The 26,909-nt window shown below is 38.6% G+C and carries 20 protein-coding genes; 17 read left to right on the top strand and 3 right to left on the bottom strand.

Annotated elements, in window-relative coordinates; genetic code table 11:
- Window positions 1-554 precede the first annotated feature (554 nt).
- Together G7Y56_RS16185 and G7Y56_RS16180 are read left to right on the top strand one after the other, a co-directional pair.
- Window positions 555-1,679, top strand: a complete 1,125-nt coding sequence (locus G7Y56_RS16185) for a phage portal protein (protein ID WP_165045171.1) — start codon at window positions 555-557, stop codon at window positions 1,677-1,679.
- 433 nt (window positions 1,680-2,112) lie between these two features.
- Window positions 2,113-2,634 carry a DUF6712 family protein gene (locus G7Y56_RS16180; RefSeq protein WP_165045169.1) on the top strand — a complete coding sequence of 174 codons (522 nt, stop codon included), beginning with the start codon at window positions 2,113-2,115 and terminating at the stop codon, window positions 2,632-2,634.
- A gap of 162 nt (window positions 2,635-2,796) precedes the next feature.
- Here the strand turns inward: G7Y56_RS16180 and G7Y56_RS16175 are convergent, their stop codons facing one another.
- Window positions 2,797-3,456 carry a hypothetical protein gene (locus G7Y56_RS16175; RefSeq protein WP_165045167.1) on the bottom strand — a complete coding sequence of 220 codons (660 nt, stop codon included), beginning with the start codon at window positions 3,454-3,456 and terminating at the stop codon, window positions 2,797-2,799.
- 288 nt (window positions 3,457-3,744) lie between these two features.
- Here G7Y56_RS16175 and G7Y56_RS16170 point away from each other — a divergent pair, with 288 nt between their 5' ends.
- From G7Y56_RS16170 to G7Y56_RS16120, 11 genes are all read left to right on the top strand, one after another.
- The gene (locus G7Y56_RS16170) at window positions 3,745-4,527 is read left to right on the top strand and encodes a glycoside hydrolase family 16 protein (protein WP_165045165.1); all 783 of its coding nucleotides are present in this window, start codon (window positions 3,745-3,747) and stop codon (window positions 4,525-4,527) included.
- A 143-nt stretch (window positions 4,528-4,670) separates the two neighbouring features.
- Entirely contained in the window at window positions 4,671-5,657 is a 987-nt protein-coding gene (locus tag G7Y56_RS16165; protein ID WP_165045163.1) for a hypothetical protein, read from the top strand.
- 270 nt (window positions 5,658-5,927) lie between these two features.
- Entirely contained in the window at window positions 5,928-6,749 is an 822-nt protein-coding gene (locus G7Y56_RS16160) for a hypothetical protein (RefSeq protein WP_165045161.1), read from the top strand.
- A 115-nt stretch (window positions 6,750-6,864) separates the two neighbouring features.
- Window positions 6,865-9,060, top strand: coding sequence for a hypothetical protein (locus tag G7Y56_RS16155; protein ID WP_165045159.1), 2,196 nt, complete (start codon window positions 6,865-6,867; stop codon window positions 9,058-9,060).
- Window positions 9,061-9,637: 577 nt separating this feature from the next.
- Entirely contained in the window at window positions 9,638-11,914 is a 2,277-nt protein-coding gene (locus tag G7Y56_RS16150; RefSeq protein WP_165045157.1) for a tetratricopeptide repeat protein, read from the top strand.
- Between the two features lie 1,059 nt (window positions 11,915-12,973).
- Window positions 12,974-14,143, top strand: coding sequence for an FISUMP domain-containing protein (locus G7Y56_RS16145; RefSeq protein WP_165045155.1), 1,170 nt, complete (start codon window positions 12,974-12,976; stop codon window positions 14,141-14,143).
- A gap of 207 nt (window positions 14,144-14,350) precedes the next feature.
- The gene (locus G7Y56_RS16140) at window positions 14,351-15,556 is read left to right on the top strand and encodes an FISUMP domain-containing protein (RefSeq protein WP_165045153.1); all 1,206 of its coding nucleotides are present in this window, start codon (window positions 14,351-14,353) and stop codon (window positions 15,554-15,556) included.
- Between the two features lie 182 nt (window positions 15,557-15,738).
- Entirely contained in the window at window positions 15,739-16,935 is a 1,197-nt protein-coding gene (locus tag G7Y56_RS16135; RefSeq protein WP_165045151.1) for an FISUMP domain-containing protein, read from the top strand.
- Between the two features lie 246 nt (window positions 16,936-17,181).
- Window positions 17,182-18,387 carry an FISUMP domain-containing protein gene (locus tag G7Y56_RS16130; protein WP_165045149.1) on the top strand — a complete coding sequence of 402 codons (1,206 nt, stop codon included), beginning with the start codon at window positions 17,182-17,184 and terminating at the stop codon, window positions 18,385-18,387.
- A 479-nt stretch (window positions 18,388-18,866) separates the two neighbouring features.
- Window positions 18,867-19,598 (top strand): 1-acyl-sn-glycerol-3-phosphate acyltransferase, encoded by a 732-nt coding sequence (locus tag G7Y56_RS16125; protein ID WP_165045147.1) that lies wholly within the window; start codon window positions 18,867-18,869, stop codon window positions 19,596-19,598.
- A gap of 315 nt (window positions 19,599-19,913) precedes the next feature.
- Window positions 19,914-20,834 (top strand): hypothetical protein, encoded by a 921-nt coding sequence (locus G7Y56_RS16120; protein WP_165045145.1) that lies wholly within the window; start codon window positions 19,914-19,916, stop codon window positions 20,832-20,834.
- Window positions 20,835-21,225: 391 nt separating this feature from the next.
- Here G7Y56_RS16120 and G7Y56_RS16115 read toward each other — a convergent pair whose 3' ends face one another.
- Complete coding sequence (locus tag G7Y56_RS16115) at window positions 21,226-21,765, bottom strand: hypothetical protein (protein WP_165045143.1); 540 nt, start codon at window positions 21,763-21,765, stop codon at window positions 21,226-21,228.
- Window positions 21,762-22,346, bottom strand: a complete 585-nt coding sequence (locus tag G7Y56_RS16110) for a hypothetical protein (protein WP_165045141.1) — start codon at window positions 22,344-22,346, stop codon at window positions 21,762-21,764. The genes G7Y56_RS16115 and G7Y56_RS16110 overlap by 4 nt, the downstream gene beginning before the upstream one ends.
- A gap of 203 nt (window positions 22,347-22,549) precedes the next feature.
- On the opposite strand from G7Y56_RS16110, the gene G7Y56_RS16105 reads away from it, so the two are divergent.
- The 4 genes from G7Y56_RS16105 to G7Y56_RS16090 all read left to right on the top strand — a co-directional run bounded on the left by G7Y56_RS16105 (window position 22,550) and on the right by G7Y56_RS16090 (window position 26,899).
- A complete protein-coding gene (locus tag G7Y56_RS16105; RefSeq protein WP_165022171.1) occupies window positions 22,550-23,854 on the top strand; it encodes an AAA family ATPase in 1,305 nt (434 codons plus the stop codon).
- 5 nt (window positions 23,855-23,859) lie between these two features.
- Entirely contained in the window at window positions 23,860-24,465 is a 606-nt protein-coding gene (locus tag G7Y56_RS16100; protein ID WP_165022175.1) for a hypothetical protein, read from the top strand.
- 155 nt (window positions 24,466-24,620) lie between these two features.
- Window positions 24,621-25,796, top strand: a complete 1,176-nt coding sequence (locus G7Y56_RS16095; protein WP_165045139.1) for an XkdF-like putative serine protease domain-containing protein — start codon at window positions 24,621-24,623, stop codon at window positions 25,794-25,796.
- Between the two features lie 155 nt (window positions 25,797-25,951).
- A complete protein-coding gene (locus tag G7Y56_RS16090; RefSeq protein ID WP_165022181.1) occupies window positions 25,952-26,899 on the top strand; it encodes a hypothetical protein in 948 nt (315 codons plus the stop codon).
- Window positions 26,900-26,909 lie beyond the last annotated feature (10 nt).

The following is a 26,909-nucleotide window of genomic DNA, read 5'->3' as shown; positions in this document are numbered from 1 at the left end:
AATATTTTTTCGTAATTTCGAGTGAAGTTGCTCATCATATTTAATCGTTTGTCAGACAATTAAATGTAATCATTTATTTGATAATGAGCAACTTCTTTTTTATTTCCCTAAATGCACCACGGGTTAATAATATAAATAATACATAATACAAAAAGAAAACCTACAAAGAAAAAACAATAAGATCTTTCTTTCATTTTCTGTTATGCTACGTTCTCTGTCATTCCGAACTGAGGGCCCCTCCTAACCTCCCCCAAGGGGAGGAATACAAAGAGAGTATACGAGAGCCCCTCCTTGGGAGGGGTTGGGGAGGCTGGGCAGATCCCTCTTTGCAGTTCGGAATGACAAAGAGTGATTACACATAACTCATAATCATTCGAAACACTCTCTCTACATTCCTCCCCTTGGGAGAGGTTAGGAGGGGCTTTCGTTTCGAAATGACAAAACAACGAAATAATTAATTCTGCCTTTATCTCGGCCACAGTAAATTTAAATGTTAAAAAACTCCATGAGAAAATATCGGATTTATCTATCAGTAAAAATCCAATCATAAGCACATGGAAAAAGCAGTCAATTACTCAGTTATCAAACTATCGGAAACCATAAAAAGTTATCCAACCTTCACCAAAAACACGAAAGGCTGGATCAGCTACGATCGCGACAATCTTCTGCCGCAACGTATTATCGAACTCAACAACGAGTCGGCTATCAACAAGGCTGTGATAGAAAATAAAGTAACTTATATCTGTGGAAGAGGAGTCAAAGATTCTGCGTATTACGGACAACCCAATCCATCGGACGACTGGGATGCGTTAATAGAAAAAACAGCAAAAGATTATGTCACCTTTGGCGGATTTTGTTTTCAGGTAATCCTCAACGAGAATGGTAAAACGGTAAGCATTTATCATACCGATTTCAGTAAAATACGGGTCGGACAAGTCAACGAATATGGAGCAAACCTGAGTTTCTTCTTGTCTAACGACTGGCGAAAGACCACAGGCAAGTATGCTCCCGTCGAAATAAGAGCATACGGTGCAGAAGAGATGGGCAAGGGTGTTCCTTATCTCTATTACTACAAAGACTATGAGCCGAGTCTCGATTATTATCCCATTCCACAATACTATTTGGCATTGAGCTATATAGAAGCAGATGGGTTGCTGGGCAAATTCTATCGTAACTCTATCAATAACGGTTTTGTTCCCTCAACTATTATTACCATGCCGAGTAATCCGGCTGATAGCGAAAAAGAACAGTTTCAGCACGATATAGAAAGTTCGTATGCCGGAACTAACGGGGCAAGCAGCATCGTTGTCTTATGGGGCGAAAGTCAGGAGATAAAACCTGTTGTGACATCGTATGTAGCAAGTAATAATGCCGATCTGTATAATAATGTAGATGAAATTATCTTCCAGAAAATTATATCGGCTCATCGCCTCACTTCGCCTACATTGGCAGGTCTGTCGGGATCGGGCAATCTGAGCGGGAATGCCAGCGAAATTGTCAATGCTTATATGTTATATAACAGTACTGTGATTCATAAACTACGACGTAAGATACTCGATACACTAAGCCAGTTCGTTATCAACAACGGATATGCGAAGTTAGAGATAGACGATCTGGATATAGTCGCTTCCCCAACTCCTCCAAAGGCAGCTCCCTTATCTCCCCAAGGGGGGATTTAATTCCTCTCTCTGTCATTCCGACCAGTTAGCCCCACCTAACCTCCCCCAAGGGGAGGAATGCAAAGAGGGTGTTTAGAATAATTATGAGTTGCAGCTACCTGCCGTCGCCCCTGTCATCCCGATCTGAAAGCCCCTCCTAACCTCCCCTGAGGGGAGGAATACAAAGAGAGTATACAAAGAGCCCCTCCTTGGGAGGGGTTGGGGAGGCTAAGATCCCTCCTTTCAGTTCGGGATGACAGAGACGAATAATAAAGTCCCCCTTGGGGAGATTAGGGGGCTCCTTGGGAGAGGGTGGCGAGGCTCCTGTGTTTCGGAATGACAATGAGAACGACAGATAGTGCAAAATTCAGAACTTATCTTTCATGATTAATCCATAATACTCTCTCTGATTCCTCCCTTGGGGGAGGTAAGGAGGGGCTCAAATTCAGCAAATATGAATACACCATTAATAAACGAAACGCTTTTCAAGCAACATTCTCCGGTGACGTACAATACCGATATCACCGAATTTGTGCCATATATCAGCATCGCACAAGAGCTACATATCGAACATGTGTTGGGCGAACCGCTGATGAATGAACTTCAAGCACAGATTACGGGCAACATACTCACGCCTCACAACAGCGACCTTATCTTGAAAATAGCTCCTGCACTGTCGTTCTATGCCGTCTATCAGGCATTGCCCTTTCATTGGGCGGCAATAGTAAACAAAGGGGTGACCGTTCGCGAGAGCGAAAATAGCAAGAGTGTAGATATTAGCGATATAGCACAGCTTCGCCGATGGATAAAAGACGATGCCGATGTGCTTAAAAACCAATTGATCGATTTCCTTTCGCGCAACAGTAGCGATTACCCATTGTGGCGACCAATAGACAGTGCTTGTGATACCTCGGCCAACAGCGGTTCGGCTAAAAAAGGTTTCGATAGTGGGTTTTATTTCGGAAAGAGGACTTGATCTCTTGTATTAGTTAAACGATTTCTTATTTTGAAAAAACACAAGCCGTGATGGTTTGTGTTTTTTTGTTATAGTAGCCACTACTCACGACCTACTAGACACAAGAAAGACACAGACTATGATAGCCTGTGTCTTTTATACCTAGCAATCTAACCTAATATCTTATTTGTTTTGCAATATAGTAAGTACGGTATAGTTGATCAGATTGTCTTTGCTGTCACGAGTTTCCGAACGTACTATTCCTGCACCATCGGCAAACCATTCTGCACCACTGTAAGTTGTAGTCTTCTTATCTTTATAGACATCGAATGTGAATGTTATTTTGGATGCATCGAAAGTCCCAGCCGGAGTTGTTATCTTTTCGTCTTTCTCATATTGGCGATTATAAACCGTTACTTTCATAAACTCACTTTTGTCTGTTTTTGAACGAACAGTAAATTCACCACCATTCATAGCAAAATTTCCATCGAAAGGCGAATCGGGATTAATGTTAGGATAATCCAAAAAATCACCAACCAGTTCTGTGTCTTCTCCCAAAAGATCCATTACATCGGGTGTCATATTTCTGTTTACCATACTCAAAAAGAAACTTTCGCCATCGCAGCGTGCTTCCAGATTTCCCAAGTCGATAACATTGTCTTTGGCATCAGTCATTACAAAGCCGATTTGCAGATCTTCTCCTGCAATGTATTCATGAGACGATTTAAGAATTCGATAAGTCATAGTGCTTAGCAGATTGTCTTTTGCATCATAACTTTTGCTGATAAGAATAGCTCCTTTGTTGGTAGGAAAGAACGACATACAATCATTTTGTGCTTTCACTAGAGCAGTAAATGCGAATACAGAGATAAAAAATAATAATAACTTCTTCGTGATATTAAACTAATTTAATTAAGCCTGTTGTTATAACAAAATATTATAGTAAATGTTTCGGTGCATTTCTTTGGTATGTTGTATATAACTCTTTTTATGTTAATTGTTTATGTGTTATTTTCCTCAACTGCTTTTCACTCTATAAGGAAGAGTAGGAATGAACCTAAGTTTCTTTTTGTTTCTTAAATACCTTATCTTTGTTTATATCCTTAAATATTTTCATTAAAATCGATACCTATGAAAAAGTCATTACAGATTGTACTTCCATTGATTTGTGTGTTAATTACCTCATCCTTCACCCATGTTACTAAAAAAGACAAATGGCAACTGGTTTGGGAAGAAGATTTTGATGGTGCTAATCTCGATACTTCCCGATGGAGCAGGATACCGAGAGGTACGGCAGACTGGCAAAACTATATGTCTTTTTCCGATTCGTGTTACGAAATGAGGGATGGCAATTTAGTTCTGAAAGGGATTGTTAACCCCGACCGACAATCGGATACAGTTCCTTACCTTACAGGTGGTGTGTGGACAAAAGACAAAGTAGGGTTTCGTTATGGGAGAATAGAGATCAAGGCTAAACTCGATGAGGCGACAGGTGCATGGCCCGCTATCTGGCTGTTGTCGCAAAATGTGCCATGGCCCAAAGGTGGAGAGATAGATGTTATGGAACATCTTAATTTCGACAGTATTGCTTATCAGACAGTGCATACGCATTTTACCTATACGCTTGGCGTAAAAGATCCTGCAAATGGTGGCACAAACAAATTGAATAGGAATGATTATAATGTATATGCCCTCGAAATGCACCCCGACAGCCTTGTGTTTTTTGTGAATGACAACCGCACGTTTGCTTATCCGCGTATCGAAACCGAGAAGGAGGGGCAATTTCCTTTCGACGACGAATTTTATTTGCTCATCGATATGCAATTGGGCGGAAGTTGGGTAGGAAAGGTAGACCCGAATCATTTGCCTGTAGAGATGAAAATAGATTGGGTAAAGTATTATGCGAAGGAGTGATTTGTTTTAATTTATCTATTTATAAAACAGTGTGTTGAGTGTTGTGTTTGTCAGAGATAAGTTAAAAGATTACTATTAACATTGTTATCAAATAAAAATCGCTTGTTTTGTATATATTTGCAGAAATAACCTAAAACTAAGAAATGGCAACAAAACTATGTCCTTATTGTAGAGAAACTATACAGGAAACGGCTCTTAAATGTCGTTTTTGTCACGAGTGGTTGAGCGAAAACGCAACACCAGCTCAGTCAATTATAGAACCTGTTATACAAAATTTAGAACCTACTGTGCAGGAGTTGGAACCTGTTATGGAGGATATCAAACCTATTGTACAAGAAGCAGAGCCTGCTGTGCAAGATGTAGAACCTACTGTGCAGAATATCGAAACTGTTACGCAGGATGCAGAGCCTGCTGTACGGAATGTGGAGCCTGAGCCTGTAATAGAAGAAGCGCCCGTGGCCGAAAAAATCATTACTGTTCCCCCGCCAATAGCATCTCAGGTTGAAGAAGCTGTATCAAGAAAGCGTATGCCTGTGTTTGTTGAAGAAGAGCATCTTCCTTTAGTAGTAAGACAGAATTATAAATTAGCAAAATTGGTATCACTATCGATTCCTTTTGCTATGTTATTAATTACAATTGGAGTTTACTCGTTGGATGCAGATAATTATTCCACGTTTGAAGGCTGGTCTATGTTATTCTTGGTTAGTCTTACTGTCGGTCTTACCGTTTGGTTGTTATACATGCTGAATAAACACTTGTTGAATTTTGATTTATACAATAATATAAGAGGTAATATATCGTGTTTAATATATGGTATGCCAACCTGTTTTCTGATATTTATGTTTATACTCGGTGAGTTAGTGAGTATAGATTCTACAATTCTGATCATAATTGTGCTCATTTTATATGCCGTACTATTAGTTACTCATGTTTTAACAGGATGGCGACTAGCACGGTTCGAGGGTGATTATGTAGGCGGAATTTCGGCCTTCGGCTACGCCCTGTTCTTATTGATGATTTTGTCTCCATTTTTTATTCCATTTGTAGTTCCGTTTTTTGCTTACAACATTTTTAAGAAAGCAGAAATATATGCCGAAACTTATGGGTATGAGGAAGGGGAAGATTATTAATTAGTTGCCTTTGAATATAATTATATAAGATAAAGAAGATCAATTAGCGCCGGGTGAGAGTCCGGCGCTTTTTTTATTGAACATAGAATAGTTTAAGCAAATAGCGAGACTGTAATACTCAAAGATGCCATAAGGGATTTTATTTGCTCATCGATATATAACTGAGTTGAAGTTGGGTAGGGTAGGTAGATTTATATTATTTGCCTATCGAAATGAAAATAAAATTCACTTGTTTTTTATATATTTGCAGAAATAAGCCAAAACTAAAGAATGTCAACAAAACTATGTCCTTACTGCGCAGAAACTATACAGGAAACGGCTCTTAAATGTCGTTTTTGTCATGAGTGGTTAGTCGGAAATACATCATCAGATCGGCCAATAATAGAAAATGCTGCACAAAATTTAGAGCCTAGGGTACAGAATGTCAAACCTCAGCAGGTAATAGAAGAAGCGCCTCAGATAGAAAAAACCGAATCAACGAAACGTATATCTGCTTTTGTTGAAGAAGAGCATCTTCCTTTAGTAGTAAGACAGAATTATAAATTAGCAAAATTGGTATCACTATCGATTCCTTTTGTTACATTATTAATGATAATAGGATTGTGCTGGCCGGAATATAGTGCAGAATACGATAGTGGGCTGATGCAGCTTTTTCCAGTTGCAATTGCTATTATTATGATCCTCACATGTTGGTTATTGTTTCTGGTGAATAAGCATTTGTTGAATTTTGATTTATATAACAATATTAGAGGTAACATATCATGTATAATTTATTGCATGCCAATATGTTTTCTGATTATTGTATCTTACTGGTTTTTTATAGAATATAGTCTTATTTCAACCATTACAACTGTTAGCTCGACAATATTGTATTTTGTATTATTGGTCGCTCATATTCTGGTAGGATGGCGACTAGCTCGATTCGAAGGTGATTATGTAGGCGGGCTTTCGGCTTTTGGGTATGCTCTATTCGTTTTAATATTCTTATTTCCCCTTATCCCTTTAGTTGTTTCGTTTTTTGTTTATAATATTTTTAAGAAAGCAGAATTATATGCCAAAACTTATGGGTGCGAAGAAGGAATAGATTATTAATTCTTTGCCTTTTAATATAATTATATAAGATAAAGAAGATCAATTAGCGCCGGGTGAGAGTCCGGCGCTTTTTTTATTGAAAACAGAATAGTTTATCTGTACAATAAAAAGGTGTATGAAGAAGTTTGAACTTAAAATCGATGGAGTGCTTAAAGCGAATAGCGAAACTGCAATACTTAAAGACACTATAAAGGAGCTGGATAATAATACAAAGAATACAATAGCTAATCAGAAAATATTGTTTCTTTCGGCCAGAGAATTAGAGACTACGATGGGGAAGATGGCTAGTGGAATAGAGAAAACATCTGTTAATACCGATAAAGTAAATAAGTTATTTAGTTCTAGCGCCAATATTATGGAGTCCTTTGGACTTAAAACCCGATTCTCGCAAAAACAACTTGGCGAGTTGGGGGTGATGATGGGTAACATTAACACTTTACACAAGGATAACAATAAAATTACAGAAAAGGCAATAAAAACTCAATCAGATTTATGGTCATTGCAATCAGATCAAAGTAAAGAGAGACGGAAAGGAGAGGCCGAAACTAATTTGTGGTATGATGTTTTCAAAAACAGAGCAGTTACACTTGTGAAAATGATTCCACAAGTGGGTCTTGCGATAGAAACATATAAAGAATTTATGCTTGTTTCGAAAGCGTTATTGAAAGAAACAGATGAGTATGTTTCGCAATTTGATAAAACAATTCATTATTCGGTAGAAGCTATGAATGCTCATAACAAAGAGTATATAAAACTTAAAGAACGTGAGATTCTGACAGCAGAGAAAAATAAATCAAAGTTGATGCAGATAATGTTGGACGAATCTATTGCATTAGACATAATTTATAAAGAAAGATTAAAATCCTTAGCTCAAAATAAACTAATTAATGATGAAACAATCTTTACTAGCCCTGTAATAAAAGATAATAAATTAAGAGAAGAAAATGCGCAGACAAATAAAAATTCTGATCAGCAAATTGCTAGGATTAAAGAACAAACTCGTGAAAAAATAGCAGCTGTGGGCGGAGTGGCTTCATCAGATATAGACGATACCACTTATGTTGCTAAAGGCAATGATGTAATAGTGGAAGGTTATGACAGACGAGTTGCTATAACTAAGAAATATCAGGAGGCAAATAAAAAGCTGACTAAGCAACAGCAGGAGGATATGAAAAATAGTATCAGGCAGTCCGTTGCTGATGAGGTAGATAGTGAAAATGCTAAGTCGGAAGAATTAGCGCAACTACGAGTAAAAGACGTTGAGTCGGTCAAAGCCGTTGCAGAAGAGAAGATCGAGATTGTTGCAGATGTAGTGGAAGCTACATCTGCCGGTAATGCTGCGATGGTTGAAAATACCAAGCAGAGTACTGAAAAACAAATTGACTCGTGGAAAGAGTTTCAAGCTAAAATGCAAGAGTACGTCAATAATATAATGACGGGAGTAAATGCGATATTTTCCGCAACAAATGCAATACTCGGCGATCAGTTGAATGAAGCGAAAGAGAAATATAACCAAATATCTGTACAATATAGTAAGGTTGTAGATGAGCGAAAGCAGAGTGACGAGAAAATTAAAGAACTGGAAGGGAATGCTCAAAATGCACGTGGCGAACAGAGTCTTGTTTTTCAAGAGCAAATCAATCAGGAGATGGCCAAAAATCAGCAATTGGCTCAACAAGAGAACGACTTAAGTAAAGCAAAGGAGAAGCAAGAGAAAGAGATTGCAAAGAAAGAAAAGCAAAAGAAAAAAACCGAATTATCTCAAAATATTATTCAGGGTGTTGCAAATACAGCATTAGGAGTAACAAAAGCATGGGGGTTGGGGCCAATTCTGGGTCCGATTCTCGCAGCGATAGTGGGAGCTGCGGGTGCAGTACAAGTTTCAGTTATGACCAAGCAGCTGGCTAAACTTGAAGACGGTGGGCTTCTACGAGGTAAGCGCCATTCGCAAGGCGGAATGCGCATAGAAGGCACAAATATCGAAGTAGAAGGTGGCGAGTATGTAGTGAATCGTGAATCCACAAATAAGAATCTGGGATTAGTTCGCTATATTAATTCGCAACGCAAGGAATTGACTCCCACGGATATTAATTCGTATTTCACAAAAGCCACACATGTGTATGAGCCGCCATTTCGTCGTATGTTTGAGGCTGGCGGCGAATTGCCTGCAATAAATAATACGGTAAATGTGGATAATGATGCCTTAGTAGATGCTATTAAATCTATCAAAATTTCTCCACGAGTTGCAGTATCAGATATTTTGCGTGTGCAGGACGAAATGACAAGTGTAGACGGCTGGGCTGGAGTGTGAAGTTGTTCGTAGGTTCGTCGGGCGAATTTCCGTGTGTTAATCTGTATATATAAAGATGGACTTCAATTTCTATCGGCAATTGTTAACGTTTGTTGAGATTTCGTGCCAATCACATATATAGTCTCGCACTGTCATTCTCACTGCCATTCACTCTGTCATTCCGAAACGGAAGCCCCTCCTAACCTCCCCCAAGGGGAGGAATGCAAAGAAGGTGTTTGGAATAATTATGAGTTATTAATGATAAGTCATGAGTTAATCACACTTTGTCATCCCGATACGCAGTGAGGGATCTACCTAGCCTCCCCAACCCCTCCCAAGGAGGGGCTTCCGCTTCAGGATGACAGAGAAGATTTTAAAACGCTCCTTAACATCATCAGTGCTTGCCGTATAAGATACGCTGTATCTGGGATTAGATGGGTGTATGTGTCTAATTATTAACAAGTTTAAACAACAATATTTCACCCAAAAAATCATAAATTCCTACAAAATAGATTATGAACTATTTTTATTCAATTATAAATCACTACTTTTGCACTCTCATTTATTAAATGACTACGCAAACTTCTTATTTATTATAATGAAAAGATATATTAAACACTATTTCTCATTGAAAACAGTATTGAGTACATTTACGATGGTGCTGGTCGCCATGATGTTAGTTTCGTCTTGTTCCTCATCCCGTTCTCGTTCGGTACGCCAAATGCGTGAAGCCAGAGGAATGAACACCCCTTACAAGATATCAAAATCGGATAAAGATGCCCTGACCAAAGAATTGTTCATGCAGTCTAAACGTGCTAATATCGAACTGCCACGCCAAGAAGGTATTAAGTTCGATCCTACCACAGGTGCAGCTGTCGTTTCGGAAGAGGTTACTTATGTAAACCCTGACAATCATCTTGATGAAGATTATAATCCTACAAAAGTAGGCACCGATACAGTCTATAAATTGACGGAAGTGGTTGTAACTGCCCGTTCGCGATTCACACCCGAACGTGACGGAAAAGTAAGCGTCGATTTTATGGTACGTGTACCCAAAGAACTTATTTCGAGCAAATGGCGTGTGACTCTTTCACCCAAATTGTTGCACAACGATTCTATCGTTTCATTGCAAGAAGTGGTATTGAAAGGACAAGAGTTTGCCGACAAGCAAAAGGCTGATCATGCAGCTTACGACAGTTATGTGAAATCGATCGTTGGCAAATCGGCTTACGATAGTGTATTTCTCGATCGTGCGAATATTACAAAAGATATTGCCAATCGCCAATCGTTTTACTACGATAAATACCATACTGAGTGGAGTCGCCAAATGGCCTACGAAAAATGGATGAGAGATCACGAAAAGCGTAACGAAACTTATATTATAAAAGAAGTGGGTGCGCGCGACAATCTTTATCACCAACATGCACGCGAGGCAAATGAGCAAGCTATGCGCGATCTGGCGTTGGGTAAAGATACAACAGGCATATTTGCAAGTTATATGAGCAAATATAATAAGAAGACAAAAGATCTTCCTGAAATATGGAAGTATAAAACAGAATTGAAATCTATTCCACGCGAATTTGAAGATATATACGAAAATGATCGTACACTGGCTGATATCACAAATGATATAATGACAGAAAACGATTCGGTACAGATTGCCAAACACCGTTATTTCTTCGACAAGATAGCCGAGAACGAAATAAAAGGTGCCCGTAAGGAAGATAAATATCTCGAACTTGTGCCATTCCCATACGAACAAGGTGTACGTGTCGATAGCATTGTAGTAGCAGGAAGAGACTTCTTGTACTACTATTCGCAAGACTATCCTGTAACAGTAGGCTTGAAACAGGTTCGTATCACTATGAGTGGGAAGGTGGATGCAATAGACCGCAGTTCGTATCATTTAGCTAAAAGCGATACGCTTGCCTATTTCGTATCATCGCTCTCTCAATTGGTCGACACAACACTTACTCATAAAGAGACTAAGCTATACCGTGATGTGTTTAACCGCATGACAGCTTATCTTAAATTTGCCGATAAAAAAACAACTTTCGATATCAACTATAAAGATAATAAAGCCGAACTGGCAAAGGTGATGGATACTTACCGCACATTTACCACCGAGGGTAAACTTGTAGTAGACAGCATCGAAATGACAGTCTCGAACTCATTGGATGGTACATTCGACGATAATGCCGAGCAAACAATGAAGCGTTCGCAATCGTTGAAAGAATATTTCGTAAAGACTTATCCTGAAATGAATGCCGAGACGATTATCAAAACTTACAATATGGGCGAAGACTGGAACACATTGGCTGCCAATATTCGCAAGAGAACTGATATTGTCAATAAAGACCGTATTTTGGAAATGCTGACTACGGCCGTTAATCCGGATGCAACCGAAGCCGATATAAAGAAAGAATTCCCTGCCGATTTCAAAATCATACGCGATTCCATCTATCCGTTACTAAATAAAGTGGACTTTGTATTCAATATGCATCGCCCGGGTATGGAAGATGCAATGACCGTCAATCGCGAAGAACGTTCGGGATATGCAGAAGGGCTTCAGTTGTTAGTCGACAGAGAATATTGGAAAGCAATAGAGATACTTGCAGACTATCCCGACTATAATACAGCACTTTGTCTGGCTGCAATGGGATATAATGCCAAATCGTACGATATTTTAAAAGGTCTTGCCCCGAATGGTAATACAGAATATATACTTGCACTGGTTTCGATGCGTTTAGGCAAAGACGAAGAGGCAATGCAACATTTACAACGCGCTGTCCAGCTCGATCCGTCGAAGGCATACCGCGTGGCACTCGATCCCGAGATAGCCGATTTTGTAAGGAAGAACAATCTGAAGTTGTAATCATACTTCTATAATACCTTTGAGAATTTGAGAGAACGAGTAATTCAATTACTCGTTCTCTTTAGTTATAAGCATAAATAAGCGTGTGTATGATATGAAGAGCGGGATAATAATCTGTGAAATTTTTAGAAAGGCTTATGCCGATCTCGTTTTCCTTCTGTTCCAAACCCAAAGAGTGGCTCTAGCATCGAAATGGCGGAGGCAAATACCTTAAGATATTAGGATGATCTCATTGTAATTATCTTTAAATATTCACTAAGTTTACTCTGAATTATTATGCTATGTATGTTTATAGATTTTATTTATATCTATATAGTTTAACTTGTTTTTGTTAATATAAAAGTGCATTGTGCGTATAAATATTGGTTATTTTGTGTAATTGATTAAATAATTATATTATTTGCTTGTATTATTAAAAGTAAAGCTTATATTTGCTCTTGATAAGGAGATGAAACGAGGAAGTTGGCAAATATTGATGTTTTGGATGCTAATATTTTGAAATTTACTTGTTTTAGATTTGGTTGTTTTTTATGTAATAAAAATGCCAAACATTCGACTTCCCAACCTGACTAACTTAAGTAACACTAACACTTAGAAAAACTTACTCTAAACACTACTCGACATTAATTTCCAAAAGCAGATGTTTATTTGCTTTTGGGAATTGTCATATATTTATCTTTCGTAATTCTAGCTGGTATTATTAAAATATTTACAAATAAAAAAGGTGTATTGGCTCGCAGTCTCATTTGTGAGCCTTTTTTGCCTCCTTAATCGTTGTATTCTGCTTTGTGCTGCTGTTTGTCCCTATTGAGTGGGTTTAACGCTATTTAAACTCTCTTTTTTTGTGGAGTCATGTTTTTTTATGATATTTGTATTTGTTTGATATTAATAGGATCACTCAACACAATTCAATAAAACTTCAGTTTTATCCATTATTATCTGCCTTATTTTGGGGGCTATAATAATGTATTCTGTTTGTCTTCCTTTCTTGTAGTCAAATAGGTCATTTTGTATATTTAGGATAAACAACACACTATGCGTCTTACAAAACTGTTTTTTATGGCATTATTGCTGTTGCCGGTAGCACTCAGTGCTCAGGTAACAATTGGTATTGATCGCGCTCCTCAAAAAGGCGCTTTGCTACAACTTCAAAACCTACCCGATGGAAATTCTACCAAGGGCTTGCTTATGCCGCGTGTAACAATAACAGATCTTACTAGCTTAGCCGATATAAATAAAGGTCAAGCGGTGCGCCCCGATCCTGCCGAGCATGTGGGGCTTGTGGTTTATAACCCTGTCGAGAGTAGGGGGATATGCCCCGGCTTATATGCTTGGATGGGTACTGAATGGCAATATTTGCAACCTGAAATCGAATATTTTGAAGATGTGCGTACGTTTGCCGATGGTGTAACGAAAGAGCGCATAAAATATCCTATCCGTACATTTGGGTCGGCAGGTACATGGATGTTGGCTAATCTTCGGGCTACTACCTATGCCGATAATCTGGGGGTGAATAAGCCTGCTGACGATTTAGTAACGCCTGGCACCGGTGGTGCTATTCCTAAATCTTATTACTATCCTGCACTCGATCCTAGTTTGTTGAATGCGGATAAATACCCCGAACTCGGATTAGTCTATACTTGGGCGGCAGCTACTAACGGTAAAGGAGGATTTGATGGCAAGCAAAATGCCCAGAATGAAGGAGAGTCCGCAGAGTCGACTAGTGGACCTAATCCCATTCCCGCCAATGTGGAGCAAGTGGGCAAGCAAGGTGTATGCCCCGAAGGCTGGCATTTGCCCAGCGACAAGGAATGGAACGATCTGGAAGAAGCCATAGCAAATGAACAAACAGGGCTCTATACGCGCAATGAATTTAAACCTACAGCTTGGGATGTTAGCTGGAGGCTGGTGCCTGACGTGGCTAGGAATACTGTTGACGGACACGGAAAAAGCATGAAGAATTATGATGTTAAATTGGGTTCTTACGCAGCATCAGGCGCTAGTAAGACTTTTTGTAACGGTGGCGGATTTAATCTTATGCTCTCGGGTTATGTGTCTGATACAGGCTCGTATGGTGGGAGTCTTGGTCGCGAAGGACGGATATGGTCGCATAGCGCGAGCTCTGGATCTTCTGTGTGGACGCGTATTTTAACATCCACTTCATCAGGAGTAAGTCGGGGTCGGGTTAATCGTGGTTATCATAGTGCTGTTCGCTGCAAAAGAAATTGATCTGTTTTCTTTTGAATTTTATTGTTGATAGTTAGTGGTGTCTGTTGCTTTTTAAGTATTTAAAATTCAGGTATTAATAGCTGTTGATCTCTATTAACAGAATTTGTATTGCGTCTTATTGTAACTTTGGTATTAAATTGATATTTTTGTAAAATATTTTATTATATAACGATATTTACAACAACGCACATCAGATAAACTACACGTATGATTTTGAAACATATTCGAAATATTTTCCTTCCAGTAGCAATTTTTGCTTTGGGCGTTTCATGCCTTAATGCCCAAATAACTATAGGCTCTACTTTGCCCCCTAATACGGGAGCTCTGCTCGATCTGAAAGAGTTTGCTCCCAATGCTCAGAATGCTACCTCTACCAAAGGTTTGCAATTACCTCGTGTTTTTCTAACCAGTCCCACTAGCCTCATGGATGTTCTCAAAGGAGAAAGTGAAATTGTCGATCCGCTTTTAGCTACCGGTTTATGGATATATAATGTCAATGAAACAAGTGCTATATGTCCCGGTGTATATCTCTGGGACGGTAGTCGATGGAATTCGATGATGCATACAGTGCTCGAGTCTTTCGACGATATTCGTACGAAGGCAGACGGCAGTATAGAGCATATTGTCTATCCGGCACGCACTTTTGGCACAGCAGGCACATGGATGCTCGAAAACTTAAGGGCAACCACCTATGCCGATAATCTGGGTGTGAATAAAGCTACAAATGATATACAGGTAACTAAACCGACTACATCTCTAACACTCAAAGCAGCATATTATCCTAACGCAGATAAAGCGCTATTTGACCAGAATCCCGGATATGGAATGTTATACACCTTTGCAGGTGCAACCAATGGTAAAACAAAAACAATTAATGAGGGAGAGTCAGGTGCAACTTCGGGCACACCCAATCCTATACCCGGCAATGTAGAGCAAGTGGGTGCGCAGGGGATTTGTCCCGATGGCTGGCATTTGCCCAGCGATAAGGAGTGGAACGATCTGGAGGAAGTTATAGCCAACGAACAAACCGGGCTATATACGATAGATAACTATAAATCGAATCCGTGGAATTCAGATGGTCAGGATTGGCGGTTGTTGAAAATGGTAAACAGGAATAGTGTTATAGGTCATGGGGCGAGTATGAAAACTGCTTTTGTAAAAGTAAATAATGATGCAGTAACCGGAAAGAGTGCTTCGTATTGCAACGGGGGCTTTAATATTCTAGTGATAGGTGTAGTTAATAATGCGGGCATTGGCGTGAGTTATGGGTCGATAGCTATTTTTTGGAGCAATAGCGCTAATGGTGATTCCGGTAATGCTATTGTACGTACTTTATCTCGTACGAGCTCTGGTGTTACCCGCACAAGTGGTAGTCGGGATTTTGGATATTCTGTCCGCTGTAAAAAAAATTGATTGATGTCTCTTGTTTTTAGTTCAAATTCCCCCTGTTTGTTTTTAATCATTATGTGTTTCCTCGTTAAATATAAATTCTTAGTAACCATTCTTAACTAATTGAACATTGATACGTGTCTGTGGCTAAATACTCGATAAAGTATTTTTATAGCGCAAATATGTATCAGATAATAAATTCTTACATGACCTTGACTAATATTCATATCTTTTTTCTTACAGTGGTATTAGCTGTTTTGACTGTCACGAGCCTCAACGCTCAGGTAACCATCGGATCTACTTTGGCTCCTAGTGGGGGAGCTATTCTCGATCTGAAAGAGTTTGCTCCCAATGCTCAGAATGCTACCTCTACCAAAGGTTTGCAATTGCCTCGTGTTTTTCTAACCAGCCCATCGACTCTTGCAGATGTTACCACAGGAGAAGGTGTACCTTCCTCGCCGGCTTCAGCTACCGGTTTGTGGATATACAATGTGAATGAAACAAATGCTATATGTCCCGGTGTATATGTCTGGAATGGTAGTCGATGGAGTTCGATGACGCATACGGCACTCGAATCTTTCGACGATATTCGTACGAAGGCAGACGGCAGTATAGAGCATATTGTCTATCCGGCACGCACTTTTGGCACAGCAGGCACATGGATGCTCGAAAACTTAAGGGCAACTACCTATGCCGATAATCTGGGTGTGAATAAAGCTGTAAATGATATAAAGTTAGCTATGTTCAGTTCAAATAATTATACTAAGAGTGTATATTACCCTAATGCAGATAAGGCGATATTTGATGAGAATCCCAGCTTTGGGCTACTATATTCATTTGTCGGGGCAACTAATGGTAAAACAAAAACAATTAATGAGTCAGAATCAGATATTAATACGGGTCTTGCCAATCCTATACCCGGTAATGTGGAGCAAGTTGGTGTGCAAGGTATCTGCCCCGACGGCTGGCATTTGCCCAGCGATAAAGAGTGGAACGATCTGGAAGAAGTTATAGCCAACGAACAAACGGGGCTATATACGATAGATAACTTCAAACCGAACAAGTGGAATTCGGATGGTAAGGATTGGCGGTTAATAATGTCGTTTGATAGGAATGCTACCAACGGGCACGGTAAAAGTATGAAATCGGCTTTTGTAAAAGTAAATAATCTACCAATAAGCGGAATGAGCGCTTCGTATTGCGATGGAGGTTTTAATATTTTATTAGTAGGTGTCATTAGTTCTTCGGGTGCATCAAGTTTTGGTACATCTGCAGTTTATTGGTCTAGCAGTAACTCCGATGCAGCTTATGCAATGGTACGCACCATAAGGAGCTCCGATGGTGTTAATCGTACTCAAGGTCTCAGAAGCTATGGATATTCTGTTCGCTGCAAAAAGAACTGATTTGTTTGTTTTTTTGAGCTACTATATTTGTGATAAATTTGGTAACTCGGCTGTTTTGTTAAGTTCTTAAGTCATTCTCAATCAGACAGTGATAGCTGTTGAGCTTTTTTGCCGATATTTTTTAAATTTCATTTGCATTTGTGAATAAATATTAAAAATATTTATATCTTTACCGAGAATTTTTTGATAAAAATGCTCAGTATTTAACGCAGAACTACAAACTAACTTTACTAAACACAGCTAATTATGATGCAGAAGCATATTCGTGTCTTTTCGTTTATGGTAGTATTGTCTACTTTTACGAATGTGAGCCTTAGTGCTCAGGTAACTATCGGATCTAATTTACCTCCTAAAGCAGGTACTCTCCTCGACCTGAATGAATTTTCTTCCGATGCCCAGAATGCCAACTCAACTAGAGGTTTGCAATTACCTCGTGTTTCGCTTACAGATCTTAATAGTCTGACCGACATAGCCGGTGGCGGAAGTGCCCTTCTCGACGCGGAATCTCTTACCGGTTTGTGGGTGTACAATGCTAAAGAATCTTCTGATATATGCCCCGGGTTGCATGTCTGGAGTGGTAGTCAATGGACTTCGTTGATGCCGAGTGTTGTAGAATATTTCGAAGACGTCCGTACGAAGGCAAATGGCAGTACAGAGCGTATTGTTTATCCGGCACGCACATTTGGCAAGGCTGGAACATGGATGCTCGAAAACCTTCGGGCAACTACTTACGCCGACAATCTGGGTGTAAATAAAGCGACAAATGATATTCAGATAACTGTGCCGACTTCGTCTACTACCCTCAAGGCAGCGTATTACCCTAATATAGACAAGGCAACATTCGATCAGAATCCCAGATATGGCATGCTATATACATTTGCTGCAGCAACTAATGGTAAGACAACAGTGGTAAATGAGGGAGAATCGAGTGGTGTTTCGGGTACAGCCAATCCTATACCCGGCAATGTGGAGCAGGTAGGAGCGCAGGGTATCTGTCCCGAGGGTTGGCATGTACCTAGTGATAAAGAGTGGAGCGATCTGGAAGAAGTTATAGCTAACGAGCAGACCGGACTCTATACTGTAGAAAAATATAAGCCGACTATGTGGAATTCGGATGGTCAAAATTGGCGTTTGGTATTAGGAGACACCCGTAATACCACTAATGGGCATGGGGCGAGTATGAAAACAGCCTTTGTAAAGGTGAATAATGAGGCAACGACCGGAAAGAGTGCTTCATATTGCCGCGGAGGTTTAAATCTTTTGGTGGTTGGTGTAATTAACGATTCGGGAAAAGCCATTGCTTATGGCGGATCGACTAATCTTTGGACTAATAGTGCTTTTGGCGATTCGGGTAATGCCTATGTACGTGGCTTTGCTCGCACAACCTCTGGCGTTACTCGTATACAAGGTTCCAGAAGCTATGGATATGCTGTCCGCTGCAAAAAGAACTGATTGAAAGCCTTTATGGAAAAAGATTAACTTGATAATAGTTGTCTAAATAAGAGGTGTGTATATTTCTCTTAGTTATTAAATAAATATTATTATGTGTTTTATTATTTTAAAAATATATTTTATATTTGTATCCGTTTAAGAGTATTTGGTGATTTTAAAGCTGTTGATTCCTCTTTGTTTGTGGATAAACGTGTTTCTTTACCGATTACTTTTAAGAGTGTTTTTATTCGATCGTTTTATGCATAGAGATTGGTAATTATACTCAGGACTTCCGACCTTGTTATTTAACAACACATTCTGAAAAATTCAACAATAATAATATTCAGAAGCAAGTATTTCTTTGTTTTTGGATATTATTATGTGTTTTCCTTTCCTTTTTTATTTGAAATAAAATTCTTGTAAACACATATTAATGTGTCTGCCGGTCTGGGTTTTCAAAATAAAAAAGTTATATTTGGAACTAATTTTGACCGGTAATTATGAAAAAGTTTCTTTACCTTATCTATCAATGGGTTGTCTTCGTACCCCTGTTGATACTATCTACTACATGGTGTACACTTACTATTATAATAGGTTCTACACTGGGTAATAATAAATTCTGGGGATATTATCCCGGAGTGATTTGGGGGCGCTTTGTGTGTATAAGTGCTTTGCTAAGAATCAAAGTAAAAAGAAATCCCTTACTCGACAGAAATCAATCATATGTCTTCGTAGCCAATCACCAAGGGGCTTTCGATATATTTCTCGTATATGGCTATTTAGGACATAATTTTAAATGGCTGATGAAACAAAGTTTGCGCAAAATGCCTTTAGTTGGTCTGGCCTCGAAAAAAGCAGGGCACGTATTTGTAGATCAATCCAGCCGCAAAGGTATTGTCGAAACAATGCGTAATACGCGCAATACACTTCGTGATGGTATGTCGACAGTTGTATTCCCCGAAGGACACCGCTCGCCCGACGGAAAGATGGCTGAGTTTAAAAAAGGTGCATTCCAGACCGCATTGAGTCTCAAACTACCCATTGTTCCTGTCACTATCGATGGCGCATATAAAGTATTACCTATTCATTCGTGGAAAATGAATCCTGCAGCTATATCTTTAACTTTTCACGATCCTATCGAAACGAAGGGATTGACGAACGACGATCTGCCTGAACTTATAAAAAATGTATATACCATAATAGAGTCTGCGCTTCCCGAAGAAAACAGATAATATTATCACCGGGGATGCTGTTCGCATTCATCGACCTGAAACCAAATTTTACAACCAAGCTTAATTTATTTTGAAAAGACTACTTCTTACGGGCTTACTTTGCCTTGTTACAATCTTTATGTCAGCTCAGGAGCAGACATATTATGAGTCAAGATCTCTCCCTCATCTTTGGCTCACATCGAATTGACTAACGTTATTTATAGGGGTTTTACAATCGGCATAACACTCTCGATAGGTACCTCGAAATACTATGTTGGTATATTTAACTAAGACTTATACACAAATTTATTTTATAATAGAATTCACTAAATTTTTATGAGAAATTATTATTTTATCCTTTGCATTTTATTCTTAACCGCATGCGACCAACCAGCGTCGGAGGCTTCTAAAGTATTCTGGGTCGATAATCCTACTAATGCAGCGATCGATATTACTATCGATGATCAGCTATATACTATTCCTGCCAATTCGGGTATAAATGCCGATTTGCTTGCCGGACAGCATCAGTTGACATACAACAATCAGTCGATCAGGTTTTTTGTTAAGCCAAACGAACAGGCTTGTGTTATCAACCCTACATTGAATAATTATATATTTTATACAGAAATATATAGAGAAATAGGTAAAGCCGAGGAAGCGAATGCTGAATATGAAAAGCTAAAGACGGCCTATCTTCGCGAATTTGTGTTGCAGACTGGCGATACAATACTGGTTCCCTTTCGTGTGACCAACGATTTGTTTATAGAACAATACGAATACTATTGGCATCTGAATGTAGTGGAGTCTTATAAGGAGCATGTAACAATAAGAACAGACAAGAACTATAATCTGACTACTGCACCACAATCTAAGCTATTCAGAGAGAACGATTTTTTCGAGTATATCGGTCGTGAAAATCTGCCTGAAGGCTTTGTGTTTACTCCAAGTAATCAGAATCTTAGCGATCTGTCTCCTTATATATTTATTTCGGACAATACCGTTTGCGATTGCGAACCGGCCAATGGGGCGATAGAGGCTTATCGTGCCCGATTCGATTCGTTGTTGATGACCGATGCTGTCAATTATAGAACGGCATTTGACGATTTTCGACGTGTTGATTTTTTGAGTAATCTGGAAAAAGAGTGTAGTCCTCGCTATAATAAAACGATCGAAAATAATAATTTTGATAGCCTGATGGTTGCAATAGGTAAGCGGAAAGAAGAATTGGGTATGAAAAACGCAATTATAATTAAGTAACTATTATAATAGTTTAAACTACTTCCGTAAAATTCATTAAGAGCACTTAGGCTCTTAAATCATAAAAAAAAGGAAATTTCCGCTGAGGGGATTTCCTTTTTTTTAGATACTTATTTTTTATAGTTGAGCCTTTTCATCGCTTAATTATCCGCTTCGTAGATTAAACTGATGAGATAAAAGATAATTGTTTCATTAAACTTGTCATCCCGAATCGTAGTGAGGGATCTTGAATAGACTTTGCTGTAAAGGGAATTGATCCCTCACTATGTTTCGGTATGACAAAGACGGTTTTTAAATCTCTCCCCAAGGGAGGAGGCTGGTTGGTGATTTTCCCCCTAAGTATGTTAAGCAGAATAGATAGTATATAATACTTATGCCGAACTCCTATTATTCAATAATTCTCCTCAAACAATTTTTTCATATCCCTTTTCATTATCCAATGGAAGAAGACGACAGGTATATCACCTCGTGCTCCATCCTGAATAACAGTATAATATACAGCATTGTCTTCTATCAGGAATATCATTGTGGTTTCACATCCCGGATGGAAACGTCTTGGTCGATTTACTATGACGTGATTGTCAGCATGTGTGCATGAGATAAATGATTTGCTCTCAGCATATCTCAGTAGAATATTCATACAGTCTTCTTTCTTATACTTGGTTCTTATTTTCCATAAGTTTTCTTCGGTTAGCAGCCTGTATATCATGTAGATTGATAGAATGATAACACATACAGATAATACTTTCATCGCTTTCTCCGCATTCGGATATAGATTTTCTGTCTGCGGGAAAATCAGAATGATCATCAGGATCATAAAGCTAAAGAGCCAGAGATTGGAGTATTTCTCCTTCTTAGAACGCTTTTTGCTGAAAGTCAGTTTGCGGTTCTTCATGCTTTCATAGATTTCCAATCTATCCAAGTCTCTCATTTGTTCGGATTCTTTTGGTATAATTCAGTATCGATTGTCGTCGAATTTCTGCGAAATAGTTTTCTCATATCCCATCTCATCACCCAATAGAAAATCATCGAAGGAGCATTGATCCTCGTTCCATCCTGTATCACTGTATAGTACACTATATTATCTTCAATGAAGAATATCATTGTTTTCATATATGCACCTTGAAATATTCTGTATCTGTTTACTATTAGCTTATTATGTGTTTTAGAATGTACGAAAAAGCCTTCATTATCAGCATATTCGAGCAGTATCTCAATGATTTCGGCTTTTTTGTATTCTGTTTGTCTGACACAGAGATGCTCATCTGCTATAACACGATAGATAATGTAGATATTGCATAAAATAATAATAGGAATAATTACTGACATGACAAACAGATCATTAGGCGATTTAGGATCGAGCGATGTGAATAGTATGATTGTCGGGAAAATCCATGCTAAGCAGAAAATCAATAAAGTAAATGCGTCCGCATAATCGTACCACCTTTTACTGTAAACAAGCTTCCGCTCTCTGATACTCTCCTTTACATTTAATCCTCTTAAGTTTCTCATATTCATGGCAAATATAATCATTACCAAAATACGTTTATTATTTCACAAAAATAAATCTTAAAAATCCCCATTTTATTTCTTTAGCGTGATCTATAATAAATAACTTCGTTTATTCAATTTTGAATTCTTAAATAGTATATTCTAAATTACTATATTTGTATGAGAATTGACAGCATTCTGAATGTTATATAATAAAGCAAGTTATGAGTGTACAGAAACAACATCTAGTAATAAAAAATATAGGTCCGATAAGAGACGTTGATATCCATCTTACAAAAATTAACGTAATTATAGGACCGCAAAGTAGTGGGAAAAGTACAATCGATAAGATTGCTTGCTATTGTTCGTGGGTAGAAAAACGTGTTTGTAGATTGCAATCTTTCGACTTTTTTTTAGAGGATGGGGCATTTGCAAAAGAGTTGGTTCGTTTTCATAAACTCGATGGATACCTGAGAGAAGATAGCCGTATAGAATACGAAAGTGATTTTATTAAGATTGCTTATCTACATTCAACCGGAAAACCGACAATGGAATGGGGAGTGAAAAGATATGAATTTAAGCGACCTAAAATCTCTTACATTCCATCAGAACGTAATATGGTAGCAGCAATTTCTAATTGGTTTGAAGTGAAATTTGACGATAATAATATTTTGAGTTTTATGGCCGATTGGGATAATGCTCGTAAAATATATAGTAAGGAAAGCCCAATTGAAATTTTAAATTTAGATGCAAAATATTACTATGATGCTTCTTCTAAATCTGATTGGGTAATTGTTGGTAATTGTGTTTCCTCTATTGAAAAAGAAAATAGAGAGGAAATTATATTAGAGTTAACAAATACATCCAGTGGTTTGCAGTCATTGATACCATTGTATGTACTTATTGATTTTTGTATAAATGGAATATATAAGTATGAGAAAAGTAGTGTGGAAACTCTAAGTGAGGATGATAAACTTAATTTAGAATTACTCAAGTATAAATTGAATGTAAATACCGCAGAAGAAATTCTATCGACTATTAATCATATTCGAAAAGCTTTGGAAAATGAAGATGTTAATGATGAGTCAGTTAAAAAGATCTTAGAATATTCAAGTTTGAAAAATAATTTCATTTCAAATAATTTTACAAAAATCTATCTCGAAGAACCCGAAGCCAATCTATTCCCATCTACTCAACGAGATTTGATATACTCGTTATTACAGACTATTAAAAAGAGGGAAGCGGATAGTATAATGATAACAACTCATAGCCCATATATACTATATGCATTGAATAACTGTATGAAGGGTTATAGTGTTAAAGATAAGGTCCCTAAGGAGGAGATCGGTAATTTTAAGAGCTATAATGCATGGACCGATCCGAAAGATATCTCGGTATGGGAAATAGATTATAATAATGGGACTTTGAAATCGATAAAGAATGAAGAGAGGGGAACTATTGGAGCTCACTATTTCAATAGAGTAATGAAAGAAACGATGGATGAATATTATGATCTGCTAAATTATTAATCTGAATGAAGGAGAAAATAGAGGGATTAAGGTCTTCTGATAAGCATGTTTTTAAAACTCTGTCGAGTGAATGTATATATGTTGCAGATTACGCAGATCAACCAGAAAAAAGGAAAGGAGTAGAGTTTTCAGATAAAGCTTTTACTGATATAAACTTTGTTCAAATAGCTAATAAAAATAAGATTGAAGTATACTGTGATGCTTTTCGCGAACATGCTTTTCAGAAAAAGAAAGGATCACATTGGAAGCAATGTGAATGTGCTTTATTTTCGACCACCTGCGAAGAGAGTGATTGGAGGCTTTTTATAGAAACAAAATATGCAAAAAGTAAGCATGCTGCCTTCCGAGAAGGTAACCCCAGCCATCCCCAAAAAGCAATAGCACAAATAAATGAAACAGTTCAGTTTTTTAGGGATAAAAAACTTCTTTCGACTGATAAGAAAATACATGCTATAATTGCTTTTCCGAATATATTGGAAGATTTTAGTGCTGCTTTTGAACAAGATGATGAATTGAGAGAGAAGTTAGAGGAAGCTAATGATAATAACATAGTTATACGTCCTAGCAACTACGCAACAATAGATTCGAATGCAATAATTCATCTTAGATAGATAATTAATAATATAACAAACGAATTATAAACATTTTAAGAAGCTTGCTCCCAGCAAGCTTCTTTTTTTATTGCCATTTTTACAAAAATAAATCTTAAAAATCCCCATTTTATTTCTTCCCAATTATCTATAAGTACAAATCAAGAAGAAACAAGATGAATATACCAGTTTACAACTGCCTGATAGAAGATGCAGACGATATTACAGGCGTTTATGCAATCTCTTTTGTAGATTGTCCGGCTAACGAAGTCGATTTCGTTGCACTTAATAAGCAAGCAAACGAGATTCTGCTCAATCGCGACAATCACAAACAAATACTGACAGGAGCAGTACTCAAACCAGAGCAACTCATCTTTCGCAATTCGCCCCAACTAGGTGATTATTACATCCGCTTCTCGGCCGGGCAAATAGAAAAGATTGCCCACAAAATGATGCGTACAGGTATCGCACTGCATAATACCACTCATCAGCATCAGACACCCTTAGATGGTAACTACCTCACCGAATTGTGGATTGTAGAAGACCCCGATACAGATAAATCGAAAGCATTAGGATTTGAAAACCTTCCCAAAGGGACATTGATGTGTAGCTACAAGGTCGAGGACAACGAATACTGGACACGTGAAGTGATGACCGGCAATGTCAAAGGATTCTCTTTGGAAGGCTTTTTCAATCAGCAAATAGAAATACATAAACCAGAAAAACAATTAAATCAAAAGTGTGTAAAAATGAATGACAGAAGAAAAAAACAGACACTTCTAGGTAAAATTGCACGCATGCTGTTCGATGTTCAGACTGTGCAGAAAGCTGATGCGACAACTAGTGGTGAGCCGTTTGTAGTCTTTGTACTCGCAGATGCAAAGGAAGTCTATATCGATCAGGACGGATTTGCGACACTCGATGAAGAGCAGATGCCTGCCGGCGAACACAATCTGGCGGATGGTAATATACTCGTGATCGACGAACAAGGGCAGTTTGTAGAAACCCGTGAGCCGTCGGAGAAAAACACAAATCCCGAGCAAGCCACACCTCCACAAACTTTGGGAAAACCTACAGGGCACAAGTTAGAAGATTTCGACCCGAAAACAATAGAGGCTCTCAAAGCTAAGATTGCCGAAATGCAATCGACTATCGATCAGTTGAGCAAGGCACTTACGGATGCACAGGGAATACTCGAAAATACGAAAAGACAAGTAGAAGAAATGCGCCGCAAAACGCCCTCTGCACAACCATTGGTGCAACGCATGTCTTTTGCCTGCAATGTAGAAAGTATGACCACCGCCGAGCGTATGGCTGTGGCTCTCAACCAAACTATAAGCAGAAAGAAATAACCGCCCCACCTAACCTCCCCAAGGGGAGGAATACAAAGAAGGTACAGCTTTTAGTCGATAACTTATTTACAATTTAATTTACAAATCATAATTATATAATACTCTCTCTGAATACCTCCCCTTGGGGAGGACAGGAGGGGCTAAATTTAAACAATATGGCAAATATCTACGACATCTCATCATTGACTTACCAACCCTCGTCTAACATGGACTGGTTTACAAAAGCCATCTTTGGTGGGAAGCTTATCGAAAAAGGAAAAATAACTCCTATCGTAGGAGTGAAAGATAGTACTCGACTCAATCTTATCGATCTGGCAGGAAATATCCTTCAGGCTGATGCCCGCGACTGCGCATGGACACCGCAGCAAATAGCCAAGCTAAGCGAGAAAGAATTGAAAGTGAAAACATATAAAATCAATCTGGAACAATGTATTGACGACCTAGAGCGCAAACGCACTATCTGGATGTTAAGCCCCGGAGCCAAGAATCAGGAATTGCCCGACACACTGGAAGATGCTACAATGCAACTTTTGGCCAACGAACTAAGTAGCGAAATCGAAACAAAAATCTTCAAGGGTGATAGCTCTGCGGATGCAAATGATTTTGATGGCGTTATCAAAGTGCTGACCGACAGTACTCAGGCTGTTAAACTGACAGGCGTTGCCCTGACAAAGGAAAACGTACTGGACGAAATAGCTAAAGTATTTGCTGCACTGCCCGAAGACGTATTGGCTATCGGTATGCAGGAGGGAACATTGAACATCTATGTGTCGTATGCAACAATCCTTAAAGTTAAAATGGCTCTGGGTGGCATCTATGGCAGCAATGTGATGGTGAGTCCGAACTTTACGGTAGAAGGCGATGTGGTTCGCTATATGGGTGTCGAAATCGTTCCTGTGAAAGGGTTAGACGAAACTGACATGGTAGCGGCCGATGCCAAAAATTTCCTTATCGGAACCGATTTGGTTCGCGACTTGGAAGAAATCCGCCTCGGACAATTCCCTGCTCCTAACGACAATAAGATCTTTATAGACGGTCGTTTGCGCCTGGGCTTCGTCATTCCTTTCGAAGATGAAGTAGTATACTATTCTGTTAACAATTAATAGTTAACAT

Source organism: Dysgonomonas sp. ZJ709, assembly GCF_011039195.1.
Taxonomy (GTDB): domain Bacteria; phylum Bacteroidota; class Bacteroidia; order Bacteroidales; family Dysgonomonadaceae; genus Dysgonomonas.
The sequence above is the reverse complement of the archived record's forward strand: the minus strand, read 5'-3'. Positions and strand labels throughout refer to the sequence as shown.